General features: G+C 73.2%; 9 protein-coding genes and 1 tRNA gene. 5 read left to right on the forward strand and 5 right to left on the reverse strand.

Translation table 11 applies throughout. The features are described from left to right. Nucleotides 1–441 precede the first annotated feature (441 nt). Both WMF42_RS03035 and WMF42_RS03040 read right to left on the reverse strand, forming a co-directional pair. Nucleotides 442–813: a DUF1304 domain-containing protein gene (locus WMF42_RS03035; protein ID WP_437690038.1), complete on the reverse strand. Its 372-nt coding sequence runs from the start codon at nt 811–813 to the stop codon at nt 442–444. Between the two features lie 246 nt (nt 814–1,059). Then, nucleotides 1,060–1,320: a hypothetical protein gene (locus tag WMF42_RS03040; protein ID WP_437690040.1), complete on the reverse strand. Its 261-nt coding sequence runs from the start codon at nt 1,318–1,320 to the stop codon at nt 1,060–1,062. 312 nt (nt 1,321–1,632) lie between these two features. Between WMF42_RS03040 and WMF42_RS03045 the strand changes: the two genes are divergently transcribed. Together WMF42_RS03045 and WMF42_RS03050 are read left to right on the forward strand one after the other, a co-directional pair. Continuing rightward, the gene (locus tag WMF42_RS03045) at nt 1,633–1,959 is read left to right on the forward strand and encodes a hypothetical protein (RefSeq protein ID WP_437690042.1); all 327 of its coding nucleotides are present in this window, start codon (nt 1,633–1,635) and stop codon (nt 1,957–1,959) included. Nucleotides 1,960–2,019: 60 nt separating this feature from the next. Then, a complete protein-coding gene (locus WMF42_RS03050; RefSeq protein WP_437690044.1) occupies nt 2,020–3,159 on the forward strand; it encodes a D-alanine--D-alanine ligase family protein in 1,140 nt (379 codons plus the stop codon). Between the two features lie 122 nt (nt 3,160–3,281). Here the strand turns inward: WMF42_RS03050 and WMF42_RS03055 are convergent, their stop codons facing one another. The 3 genes from WMF42_RS03055 to WMF42_RS03065 form a co-directional block, all read right to left on the reverse strand. Beyond that, nucleotides 3,282–3,818 carry a hypothetical protein gene (locus tag WMF42_RS03055; RefSeq protein ID WP_437690045.1) on the reverse strand — a complete coding sequence of 179 codons (537 nt, stop codon included), beginning with the start codon at nt 3,816–3,818 and terminating at the stop codon, nt 3,282–3,284. A 294-nt stretch (nt 3,819–4,112) separates the two neighbouring features. Beyond that, the gene (locus tag WMF42_RS03060; RefSeq protein WP_437690049.1) at nt 4,113–5,207 is read right to left on the reverse strand and encodes a GHMP family kinase ATP-binding protein; all 1,095 of its coding nucleotides are present in this window, start codon (nt 5,205–5,207) and stop codon (nt 4,113–4,115) included. A gap of 304 nt (nt 5,208–5,511) precedes the next feature. Further along, on the reverse strand, nt 5,512–6,030 hold the full coding sequence (locus tag WMF42_RS03065; RefSeq protein ID WP_061610825.1) for a hypothetical protein: 519 nt from the start codon (nt 6,028–6,030) through the stop codon (nt 5,512–5,514). Nucleotides 6,031–6,311: 281 nt separating this feature from the next. Between WMF42_RS03065 and WMF42_RS03070 the strand changes: the two genes are divergently transcribed. The 3 genes from WMF42_RS03070 (at nt 6,312) to WMF42_RS03080 (ending at nt 11,776) form a co-directional block, all read left to right on the forward strand. Continuing rightward, a complete protein-coding gene (locus WMF42_RS03070) occupies nt 6,312–8,651 on the forward strand; it encodes an ATP-binding domain-containing protein (protein WP_437690052.1) in 2,340 nt (779 codons plus the stop codon). Nucleotides 8,652–8,787: 136 nt separating this feature from the next. Further along, nucleotides 8,788–8,864, forward strand: a tRNA-Met gene (locus tag WMF42_RS03075). 983 nt (nt 8,865–9,847) lie between these two features. Continuing rightward, the gene (locus WMF42_RS03080; protein ID WP_437690054.1) at nt 9,848–11,776 is read left to right on the forward strand and encodes a globin domain-containing protein; all 1,929 of its coding nucleotides are present in this window, start codon (nt 9,848–9,850) and stop codon (nt 11,774–11,776) included. The last annotated feature ends 61 nt before the right edge of the window (nt 11,777–11,837 follow it).

The raw sequence follows: 11,837 nt of genomic DNA on the forward strand, positions 1-11,837 counted from the left end.
CCGGGATGTCTGTGGCGGCGGTGCATGCTTCCCCCGCGCCGAGCTGCGCCTGGGGCTCCAAGGGTGGGGGGTACCCCGGGGTGTGAGGCGAAATCGGCAGCCGTGAGGCGGTTCGGGGCAGCGGTGAGGCGGTTCGGGGCAGCGGTGAGGCGGTTCGGGGCAGCGGTGAGGCGGTTCGGGGCAGCCGTGAGGCGGTTCGGGGCAGCGGTGAGGCGGTTCGGGGCAGCCGTGAGGCGGTCGTTCATTTTTCTTGTGGCGTACCTGGAAACCTTCCTCCTGCGCTTGAGCTGTCCCTCGCCGGTATCGCACCGCTTTCCTGAAGCGCGGTGTTCGTGCTCCGGCGAACAGGCGTGCTTGCGAGCGCTTACATGGAATCTTCACGTACCCGCTCGCCACCGAAGCACGGGAGGAGAAACCAATGCCATCGAAGAAGAATACGCGTCAGGCGCCCCGCGAGAGCCACACGAGCGCGAGCGCGAGCAGCGCAGGCACGCCCTGCACGAAGAAGATCCTGCGCCCCACGGTCACGCCCCCGCAGATGCCAGCGACGATGACGCAGCCGAGGAAGAACGTCTTCCGCTCGAGCGCGTCGCCCGCGTCGTGCGAGAGGAGCGACCAGAAGAGCCCGGCGGCGAGGAAGCCGTTATAGAGCCCCTGGTTCTTCGCCAGCGTCGCCGTGGCATCGGCGAGCTCCTGCGTCATTCCGAAGGTACGCAGGCCGCGCGGCGTGGTCCAGAGGAACATCTCGAGGATGAGGATGTAGACATGCTCGATGGCAACCAAGAGAACGAGCAGCGTAGATGCGATGTGCATGGGCGGGCCTGTTCGTAGAGCTCGTGTCGCTCACGATAGGCTACAATCACAGAATGCGACTGGCCTGTCAACATCGCGCTTGACGAGCTGCACCGCGCCCTGAAGTTCGTCGGGTGCGCCAGCCACGCCATGGTCGCGTTCAGGCTCGCAACGCCGCTCCATGCAGGATGCCGTCCCGTTGTGAAGGATACCCGGCTTCGCAAGGGGCTGCGGCTTCGACGGTCGTCGAGCAGCAGAGACAGCCCATCACATCGATTCGATCGACTTGAGCATCTCCGGGACGAAGTGGAGCCTCGGCCGGAGCAGCCTGTCGCGATGCCCGGGCTGACGGACCTGGAGCACGGCGCCCCCCGCGTCGCGATTCGACGCATCCAGGAGGTCGTCCACGAACGTATAGCTGTAGTTCTCTCGCCTGGTTGAGGTCCTGTCCTGCGCAGCGGCCTCGGGGATCGAGACGCAGAGGACCAGCAGCGCGGCCTTGGCCGAAAAGAGCGATCGCGATTTCATCAAGCCTCCTCGCTCTCATCGGACACGAGCGAGGACCGCGCATTGGGCGTCTTTCGCTGGCCTCGATGACGGAGCCCGGTGAACGCCTGCGCGGTCGCGGCGACCGGAGCGCTCCTCTCCAGCCTCCCGCACCGAGGCCCCGTTCGTCCCGCTGCGGGGGAGGGGAGCGATGCGCCTCCGTGCGGACAGCCGCGCTCGATGTCGTCTCGAGGCGCCTCCTGGACGGAGCGCCGGAGCCCGCGACAACGCGGGTGACATCCCCCACATTCCGCGTAGAATCACCCCCTGATGCTCATCCGCGGTCGAAGGAGCATGGCTGGCAGCCTCATCGTCGTGATCGTCGCGGCGCTCGCCGCCGTCGTCCCCAACGGCGCGGCGGAGGCGTCCCACGAGGCGCCGGCGTCCGACGAGGCGCCCCCCAAGGTGTCGACCGACATCGCCGTCGGCGTTCGGCTGGAGGCGGTCGCGGACGTCACGGTCGCGCGGGCCGAGCTCGCCCGGGGCGCCACGGTGAGCGTCGCGCGGCTCATCGAGCGGCAGGGCCGGGTCACGGCCGTCGACGTCGAGCTCGCCGACGGCCACATCGCGCGCGTGGCCATGGCGACCGTCCGCGCGTCGTTCCGCGTCCTCTCCGAGTAGCGCGCGCCACGATCGCCGCTTCTTCGCCCCCGCGCCCGAACGCGGCTAGGGTGCCGCCCCATGCGGAACTCCGCGAAGGTGCGCGTCGCCGTGCTGTTCGGCGGGCGCTCGGCCGAGCACGAGATCTCCCTCCTGTCCGCGCGCTTCGTCGTCGAGGCGCTCGACCGCGACCGCTTCGAGCCGGTGCTCATCGGCATCGACAAGGCCGGCCGCTGGCTGCTCCAGGACGAGGCGCTGCTCCTCGGCGCCGCCCGCGACCCCCGCCTCGCCCGGCTGAACGACGCGATGCCGGAGATCGCGCTCGACGCCCACCCGGGCCCCGCCGGCGAGGCCACGCTGACCGTACCGGGCGGCGCGCGCTCCCCGATCGACGTCGTCTTCCCCGTCCTGCACGGCCCCACCGGCGAGGACGGGTGCGTCCAGGGCCTGCTCGAGCTCGCCGGCGTCCCGTACGTCGGCTCCGGCGTCCTCGGCTCCGCCGTCGGGATGGACAAGGACGTCATGAAGCGCCTGCTCCGCGAGGCGGAGATCCCCCTCGTGCCCCACGTCACGCTCCGCCGGGCCGCATGGGACCGCGACAGCGGCGCATGCCTCGAGCAGATCGCCGCCCTGTCCCCGGCCGGGAGCGGCTTCGGGCCGATCTTCGTCAAGCCCGCGAACCTCGGATCGTCCGTCGGGGTCCGGCGCGTGACGGCGCGCGCCGAGCTCGAGGCGGCCGTCGAGCACGCCTTCGAGTTCGACCTGAAGATCGTCTGCGAGCAGGGCATCGAGGGCGTGCGCGAGCTCGAGTGCGCCGTGCTCGGCGACGACGACCCCATCGCCTCGGTGCCCGGCGAGATCGTCGTGGGGCACGCCGACGGCTTCTATTCCTATGCCGCGAAGTACATCGACGCCGAGGGCGCCACGATCCGCATCCCGGCCGACCTCTCCCCGGCCGAGGCGAACGCCGTGCAGCTCCTCGCGCTCCGCACCTTCCGCGCGCTGGAGGCGTCCGGGATGGCCCGCGTCGACCTCTTCCTCGCCCCGGACCGCTCGCTCTACGTGAACGAGATCAACACCATCCCGGGCTTCACGGCGATCTCGATGTACCCGAAGCTCTGGGAGGCGAGCGGCATCCCCGCGCGCGAGCTCATCGCGCGGCTGATCGCGCTCGCGCTCGACCGGGGCGCGCGGAAGGCCCGCCTCCGGACGAGCGCCTAGCGCCGCGTCGTCCAGGGGCGACCCACGCCGCGCGCACGTCGCCGGCCCCGCCCTCCGCGCCGGCGCGCGTCTGCTGGCGCCGGCGCGGCTCGACGAGCCTGCGGGTCAGGGCCGGCGGGCCCTCAGAGGCAATCGACGAGGCCGTCGTAGAGCGACCTGTCCGTTCCCGGGAGCGCGGCGTCGATCGCCCGATCCGCCGGCGCCGAGAGCGCCTCGACGAGGTCGACAACGGCGGTGCCCGGGGCGATGGGCATCTCGCAGAGGAAGGTCCTGGCGTCCACCTCCACGGCGCCCGTGGAGGGCAGGATCTCCTCGCTGCTCGCGGCGAAGACCCAGACGCAGCGGCCTATCGTCCCTGTGTGCTCCTCGACGGAGCAGCGGAATCGAAGCGGCTCGTAGTTGCTGTAATCGCCTTCGCAGAACGTGTCGCCGCACACGGCGTCGAAGTCGTCGTCCAGCGCGCGAAGCAGCCCGTACCAGGCCTCGATCGCGTCCGAGCTCGTGAAGTACGACCCGGCATCGACGAAGCTCCTGGCGCCGGTCGAGCCGACCGGGGCCGCTGCGTCGCCGTGCTGCGGAGCGGTGCTATCCGGTCGCTCCGGGGCGGCGCCTTGCGGGGCAGAGCAGGCGAGCGCGAGGACAGGGAGAATCATGGACATGGAATGATGAACCGACATACGTGCCTCCATCCGAGCGCGGCGCGCGGCGCCGGCTCGATCCAGCGCGCCGCGTCCGGGTCCCCGCGCTGCCCCGCAACGGCGAGGTCAGCGCGAGGTCGGACCTCGCGGCGCTCCGGTGGACACGCATTGCGAGCGGTGTGCCGGGGCGCTTTTGCCGGGTTTTATGAACCTCCCCGCGCTCCGGGACCTGGCGGCCGCCAGGCGGAGCCAGACCCGCCACCCCGGGGCCATCGCGCCCGGCACGGCGCGCGTCGAGGCAGGCCTCTTCCGCCCTCAGGCGGGCTCGAGCCGCACCCCGGGCGCGCCGAGTGACGGCCGCCGCACGACGCAGGGGCCGAGCGCGTCGAGCAGGCGCGCGTGGCGCTCGGGGGGCGCCCACACGAGGATGTGCCCGCCCCCGCCCGCGCCGCACATCCGGAGCACCTCGACCCCGATCCCGTCGAGCCGCTGCTTCATGGAGACAGCGATGGCGCTCGCCGCCTCCGAGAGCCGCACCTTGGCAGCCGCCCCGCGGCGCATGCCCGAGAGCACCAGCGCGAGCGAGCCGATCTCGAAGCCGCGCGCCACGTCGCCGGCCGCGGCCACGAGCTCGCCCTTGGCCTCGCACGCCGCGCCCGCGTCCACCCGGTCCAGCACCTCGCCGGACACGCGCCGCACCGCCGTGTCCACCAGCAAGAGCCCCGCCGAGAGCGCCGGCACGAGCCCCGGGCTGCCGATCGCGAGCGGCCGCACCCCCGAGCAGCCCCGCGCGTCGAAGGCGAGATCGAGCAGCCCGCCGAAGGCCGCGAACACCTGATCCTGCGCGCCGCACGCGTTGCCCAGGCGCTCGCGCTCGATCGCGACAGCCTCGCGCGAGAGCTCCTCCGGCGAGGCGGCCTCGCCCACCGAGGCGCGCAGCGCGAACAGCGCCGCCACCGCCGCGGACGCGCTGCCGCCGAGCCCGGCGCCGGGCGACGTCTCGGCCTCGACCCGCAGCGCGACCCCGTCGCCCACGCCCGTCGCGGCGAGCGTCGCCTCGATCAGCCGGAACGCGAGCTCGTCGCGCGGCGGATCCCCGCGGCGCCGCGTGAGCACGCGCGGCACGCTGGCCTCGGCGGCCTCGGAGCCCCCGCCCGGCTGCTCCCGACCGCGCCCGCGCGGGGCGAGCTCCATCCGCACCCAGCCCCGATCGAAAGGCTCCACGACAACGCGGATGCGCAGATCGATCGCCGCGCCCACGACGCGCCCGCCGTCCTGCCGGGCGACGCCGGGCAGGTCGCTGCCTCCTCCGGCGAAGGAGACGCGCATCGGGGCGCTCGCGGCCGCGCGCCAGAGCGGGGTTCGCAGCGCTCGCGGCGCGAGGAGGGAGCCGGCGCAGGGGGTGCTCATGTCGTCTTCAACGCTTCAACGCTTCAACGCTCGCGCGCGGGCGCGACCGGCCGGCAGAGGGGGAGTCCCAGGGATCGACGCGGAGCGCCCGCGGCCGCACCTCGTGCAGGGAGCGAGCCAGTCATGGAGCGCCCGGCGTGCACGCACGCCCGCCCCCGAACAGCGCCCGATCCGCGGCTCCCCAGCGCCGTCCTCCGGAGGTGCATGCGCGCCGCGCGTCCTTCCTTGCAGTTGAGTTGCGGACGGAGATCACGGGCTCGCGCCCGCCGCGCGGCGCGGGCTCCGCGCCGCCCGCGGGTCGAGCTCAGTTCAGGTCCTTGCTCGCCGGCTCGTTCCGCGGCGCGGGCTGCGCGCGCGCCGCGTCGAGGATCCTGTCGATCACCCTGAGCCCGGCCGCGAGCATGTCCCGCTCAGCGCGCTCGCCCCCCGCGTGCACCTCGGCCGCCTTCTCGCGGAGCGTGAGCGCGTCGCGGCGGACGACAGGGAGCCGGGCGGCGGCCGCCGCCTCGGCGATGCACCCGGCGAGATCGTAGACGAGGAACGCGTCCTCCTCGCTGATCCGGGGCTCCGCGCGGCGCCCGCGGCGCGCCCCGGCGCGCGCCGGGGACCCGCCGGCGCCTTCCTCACGGAGGAGCGCGGCGACCTCGCGCTCGTCGTCACCTTCTCCGACGTCTCCGATCGATCCGGAAGAGACGCGGTCGAGCAAGCTGGTGAGCTCGACGCGGTAGGTCGCGAGCACCAGCGCGCAGAGCGCCCCGCGATCGCGCAGCGAGAAGAGGATCAGCTCGAGGAGCCGGTCGGACCGGGTCGCGCAATTTTGCATCGCCGCCTTTTACGGCGTTCCTCCACGGGACCTCAATCCAGAACGCCACCGCCCGCGGCGGATCGACCGGCGAGCGCGGGGCGCGTTACGCATCGAGGGCGCCCGCGTGGCGCCTCGCTCCGTCGAGGCGCCGGCGAGGTGGGGGACCCCACGCGGCGGTTGCGGAGCCGTGCGGGATCGGTCAATAGGTCCGACCCTCCTGCGCCGGCGGGCCGCGACGGATGTCGGGGCGCCGGTGCTCCCTGATCGGCCTGTCACCTGATCATCGTATCGGCATTCCCGTGACCGCGAATCGTCCCACGAGCCCCACGCCCTCCGAAGAGCAGTCCACCGAGCCGACCTCGGCCACCGTCGCGAGCGCCGCCGCGATCAGCCAGGTCAGCCCACCTGCGCCCACGGACGGCGCGCCCGGCGCCGGGCTGAGCGAGCAAGGCGAGGCGATCACGCGCGAGGAAGAGGCCCTGCTCGCCCGCGTGTCCGCGCACCTCGCCGCCGCGGCGAACAAGCCGTCGCGGCCGCCGCCCATCGAGAACCACGAGGAGCAGCTCCTCTCGCTGCGCGATCAGATCGCGGCGGCGCGGCTCGAGGACGTGCCGGCGCTCGTGCAGCAGATGGAGCGCCTGCAGGGGATCGCCGCGCGGCGGAGCGAGAACGTCGTCGAGCCCGTCGATCCGAAGTCGCCCTACTTCGGCCACCTGCGCCTGCGGGAGAAGGGCCGTCCAGAGCGCGACGTGCTCATCGGCCGCACGACGCTCGTCGACGCGAGCGCGGGCGTGCGCATCGTCGACTGGCGCCACGCGCCCGTCAGCCAGATCTACTACCGCTACGAGGAAGGCGCGGAGTACGAGGAGACCTTCGGCGAGCGCGAGGTCGAGGGCACTGTGCTCGTGCGGCGCACAGTCACCATCGACGACGGCGAGCTCTACCGCATCTCGGCGCCGCAGGGGACGTTCGTGCGCGCGCCCTCGGGGAGCTTCCGCGAGATCGCGACGCGGGCCACCGAGCTCTCCGGCGGCCAGGGCAGCGCCGTCCGACCCGAGGACATGCGCGACATCGCGCTCGCGGGCGCGGCGGCCGCGCGCGGCGGGCTCGGGACCGGGGCGACGTTCCACGCGCGCGAGGACCGGCACCTGCCCGAGATCGCCGCGCTGCTCGACCCGCGGCAGTTCGAGCTCATCTCGAAGCCGGACTCGGGCATCGTGGTCATCCAGGGCGGCGCCGGCAGCGGCAAGACGACGATCGGCGTCCACCGGCTCGCCTTCCTCGCCTACAACGGCGGCCGCCGCTTCACGGCCGACAAGATGCTCGTCATCGTCGGCAGCCCCGCGCTCCGCGCGTACATCGGCGAGGCGCTCCCCGCGCTCGGCCTGGCCGGGATCGCGGTGGAGACGTTCTCCGAGTGGGCGCGCGCGGCCCGCAAGCGCGCGTTCCCGTGGCTCGAGGCGCCGGTCGAGGAGAACACGCCCTCGGTGGTGACCCGCTACAAGACCCACCCGGCGATGCTCCACCTGCTCGAGCAGCGCGCGGCGGAGCTCAAGGACGACGCGCGGGCGCGGCGCGACTCACGCGGCACGCTCGCCTTCTGGGCGGACGTGCTCACCGATCTCGAGCGGGTCACGGCCGCCTTCGCGGCCGCGGGCGACCCCGAGTTCGGCCCCGAGCAGGTGAAGCGGGCGTGGCGCTGGTGCGCGGACCGCTGCCCCGCGGTGCTCGATCTCGACCCGGGCGATCGCGCCGAGCGCAAGGCGGCGATGGGCGACGAGCCCGCGGACGACGACGAGCGCGGCGCGGACAGGGCCGAGGTCTCGAACGACGACCGCGCGGTGCTCGACCCCGAGGACGACGCGCTCCTCCTGCGGGCGTACCAGCTCCTCCGGGGCGAGCTCCGCAAGGGGAAGAACGTGCTCGTCTACGAGCACCTCTTCGTGGACGAGGCGCAGGATCTCGCGCCGATCGACCTGGCGGTGCTGCTCGGCGTGGTGGCCGAGCCGCGCAGCGTGACGCTGGCGGGCGACACGGCGCAGCGGCTCTTCATGGACTCCGGCTTCCGCGACTGGCGCGCGACGCTCGACGACCTCGGCCTGTCGCGGGTCGACGTCGAGCCGCTGCGCATCGCGTACCGCTCGACGCGCGAGGTGCTCGCGTTCGCCCGCGCGGTGCTGGGCCCGCTGGCCGATCCGACGCCGCCGCTCGCGCCGCGCAGCGGCGCGCCGGTCGAGCACCACCATTTCCCGAGCGCCGGCGCCGCGGTCGCGTTCCTGGCCGACGCGATCCGCCCGCTGTTCGCCCGCGAGCCCCGCGCCACGCTGGCGATCCTGGCGCGCCACCCCGAGCAGGCGGACGTGTACTACGACGCCCTGAAGATGGCGGAGATCCCGAACCTCCGGCGCATCCGCGCCTACGAGTTCGCGTTCCGCCCCGGCGTCGAGGTGACGGAGATCCGGCAGGTGAAGGGCCTGGAGTACGACTACGTGGTGCTGGTCGACGTGAACGCGTCGACGTACTCGGCGGACGACGAGTCGCGGCACCTGCTCCACATCGGCGCGACGCGCGCCGCGCACCAGCTCTGGGTGATCTCGACGTCGGCGCCGTCGCCGCTCGTGCCGGACTGGCTGGGCTGAAGGCCGGGCGAGGGCGGCGGCCGGGCTGAAGCCAGGCCCGCCGCCCTCGGCAAGCTCGGCGAGGCAGATGGACACAATCGACAGGGGGCCCTGAGAGAATCCTTGACCAACCGGGGGCCGTGAGTAGATTCCCTCTCGCGCGGTGGAGCAGCCTGGTAGCTCGTCGGGCTCATAACCCGAAGGTCGTGGGTTCAAATCCCGCCCGCGCAACCACGACCCAAGCAGCAATGAGGACGCGAGGACCGGCCGAATCTGGCCACCTCGCGTTTTTCGTTTCTGGTCTCTGGTCTCTGGCCGGGGCACGCGGCTCCGGAGTTGCGGAGCGCGGTGCGGAAGGCTGACCTTGCCGAGCTGCACCGGCAGGTCGTGTGAGCTCGGAGCAGCGCTGGCCCCGATGACGCTTCCGCGGGCCATGGTCCACGATCGTGAACCATGCGCCGGTGCCGGGGGGCATGGTCAAGGAAACCGGCCTGTTGCTTCACCATGGCAGCGGGCGCGACGTCCTTTGCAGGGATGCTCGAGCGCGGCGCCGACCGCTTCTCCCGTCGGCATCCTCACCTGCGCGCCGCGGGGGGCCTCCGCGCAGGAAGTCACCCTCTGCGGAGATGGGAAGAAGAGGAGAGGTCACCCGCTCTCCGTCATCGAACACGCCTGCTGCGTGGGCGTGGCGCAATCACCTGGGTGAGGGCGAGCTCTCGGTAGAGCAGGCCAATCACCGCGAGGGGAATGCGGCGGCTCACCTCGATAGGGGTCATGGCTCGCGCTCTCTGGAGCGGCGTCGCGCCGGGGACCCCCGGGAATCAGTTCCACGGAACCCTCGGCGGACGCGCCACCCGCCGCCTCGAGCGCCGTGGCCGGAGCCGCCGCGCGGGTGACGGTTGCATAAGTGAAGCTTGCCAGGCCAGCGTCGCCCGGGAAGCGCGCGCCGCGCCACCGCCGGCGCGGGGGCCGCTTGGGACGCACGACATCCCCGGCGCGCTGACGCTCGCCGTGCTGCCGCGCACCGGTCAGGTCGCCGCTGTGTGCTCGCCTCCGCCGGGCGTCTGCCTACGCCGCGACCCGATCGCCGCGCCGTAGGCAGACGCCCGTTCCCTGATGTAGGATGGATGTAGCGGCGGCTCCTGTGCTCTGAACACGCGCCTCACGGCGCGCACCTCACCGAAGCAATCCCGGAAACCTCCAGCGGACAACCCACGATGGCCAAACCGAACGATCCCTTTGCGCCCCCCACCCATACGCGCAGCTCCGCGACCCCGGGGGACGCAGCGCGGCCGCAGCGCGGCATCAGCGCGCCTGCGCCCGCGCGCGCGGTGCCGGCCACGGCGGGGCCCGCCACCCAGCGAGGGCCGGGGGCGTACGGCGCGCCCGACTTCCTGAGCAAGGCCGCGCGCGCACAGCCGCCCGACCTCGTGAGCCCGCGGACGATCGAGCTCGTCCAGTCGTCCTGGGCCAAGGTGATGCCCATCTCGGACGCCGCGTCGGCGCTCTTCTATGAGCGGCTGTTCACGATCGACCCGTCGGTGCGGCCGCTCTTCAAGAACGATATCGCCGAGCAGAAGAGGAAGCTCATGCAGATGCTCTCCGTCGCCGTCGACGGGCTGAGCAACCTGCCCAAGCTCGTGCCCGTGCTCCAGTCGCTCGGCGCGCGACACCAGGGCTATATGGTGGCCGAGCACCATTACGATCTCGTGGGCGAGGCGCTGCTCTGGACGCTGCGCGAGGGGCTCGGCGAGGCCTTCACGAGCGACGTCGAGGCCGCGTGGAAAGAAGTCTACGGCGTGATCGCCGACGTCATGAAGAAGGCCGCCGCGGCGCACGCGGCCGTGGGCACCACGCAGGCGCTCCCCCCGGCCGCGGCGCAGCCGGCGCTCGGCGCCAGGTCGAGCCCCCCGCAGCCGGCGCATGGCCCCGCCGCCCGCCCGGGCGCCGCCGAGCGGCCCAAGTCGGTGCCGCCGCCGTCCTCCGCCCACCAGGTCGCCGCGCGGACGCTCGTCGGGGTCGTCCCCCCCTGGCAGCAGAACGAGCCGCCTTCGCCGCCCGCGAACGCGGGCGCGCCGATCAGCCCGCGCACCATCGAGCTCGTGCAGCGCTCGTGGGCGAAGGTGATGCCCATCTCGGACGCCGCGTCGGCGCTGTTCTATCAACGCCTCTTCGAGATCGATCCGTCGACGCGGCCGCTCTTCAAGAACGACATGAACGAGCAGAAGCGGAAGCTCATGCAGACGCTCGCCGTGGCCGTCGACGGGCTGAACAACCTGCAGAAGCTCGTGCCCGTGCTCCAGTCGCTCGGCGTGCGCCACCACGGCTACATGGTCGAGGACCGCCACTACGACGTGGTGGGCGAGGCGCTGCTCTGGACGCTGCGCGAGGGGCTGGGCGACGGCTTCACGCGCGACGTGGAGACGGCGTGGAAAGAGGTCTACGGGCTCGTCGCCGACGTCATGAAGAAGGCGGCCGCCGAGCACGTCGGCCGCTCGGGCGCCGCGGCCGACGCGCCGCCGCCCGCGCGCGAGCGCCCGCAGCGGCCGCCCATGTCCGAGCCGCGGGCGCCGGCGCCTCAGAGCGTCACGGAGGTGATGCCGCCGAAGAAGCGGCAGAAGAGCCCGCTCGACGAGGACGCCGACACGCTGCATTACCAGACGAACCCGGCCCATGAGAGCAGCGGAGCGAGCCTCGACGCGCCCCGGCCCGCGGCCGGCGCCCCGGCGCCGGCGGCGAGCCCGCAGGGGATCGTCATCCCGTGGGCGGGGCAGGACATGGTCGTCAACGTGCACGTCAAGCTGGACGGCCCGCTCGTGACGGTCCCGGCCGCGGCGCCGGCCGCGCCGGCCCTCGCCGCGCCTGTCGCGCCGGAGCCGACAGGGCCGAGCGGCCTCGTCGCGGGGCTCGCGATCGCCCTGCTCTCCATCGCCGCCTCGATGGCCACGGCCATCCTGTTCACGGTGGGCGGGCCGGACCGCGCCGCGGCCGGGGCAGGCGCCGCGGCGGACCGGGCCTCGCAGAGCGTCGCGTCCCTCGCCACCTACGCCGTGCCGATCATCGTCACCGTCCTCGTCCTCTCCGCGTTCACCATGGGCCACATCCTGGGGAGGGGACGGGCGCGGGGCGACGGCGGCGCGCGGTGAGGCGGGTGACGCGCGGGTCGTGACCTCGGGTGGACAGATGCGCCCGGCGAGCGCAAGGATT

Source organism: Sorangium sp. So ce176 (genome assembly GCF_051519835.1).
Lineage (GTDB): Bacteria > Myxococcota_A > Polyangia > Polyangiales > Polyangiaceae > Sorangium > Sorangium cellulosum_G.

Bases quoted from the DNA above. Each gene is read 5' to 3' on its own strand.
- WMF42_RS03080 (WP_437690054.1), top strand. From the start codon at position 9,848: ATGGCCAAACCGAACGATCCCTTTGCGCCCCCCACCCATACGCGCAGC.
- WMF42_RS03060 (WP_437690049.1), bottom strand. From the start codon at position 5,207: ATGAGCACCCCCTGCGCCGGCTCCCTCCTCGCGCCGCGAGCGCTGCGA.
- WMF42_RS03050 (WP_437690044.1), top strand. From the start codon at position 2,020: ATGCGGAACTCCGCGAAGGTGCGCGTCGCCGTGCTGTTCGGCGGGCGC.
- WMF42_RS03055 (WP_437690045.1), bottom strand. From the start codon at position 3,818: ATGTCCATGATTCTCCCTGTCCTCGCGCTCGCCTGCTCTGCCCCGCAA.
- WMF42_RS03045 (WP_437690042.1), top strand. From the start codon at position 1,633: ATGGCTGGCAGCCTCATCGTCGTGATCGTCGCGGCGCTCGCCGCCGTC.
- WMF42_RS03065 (WP_061610825.1), bottom strand. From the start codon at position 6,030: ATGCAAAATTGCGCGACCCGGTCCGACCGGCTCCTCGAGCTGATCCTC.
- WMF42_RS03040 (WP_437690040.1), bottom strand. From the start codon at position 1,320: ATGAAATCGCGATCGCTCTTTTCGGCCAAGGCCGCGCTGCTGGTCCTC.
- WMF42_RS03035 (WP_437690038.1), bottom strand. From the start codon at position 813: ATGCACATCGCATCTACGCTGCTCGTTCTCTTGGTTGCCATCGAGCAT.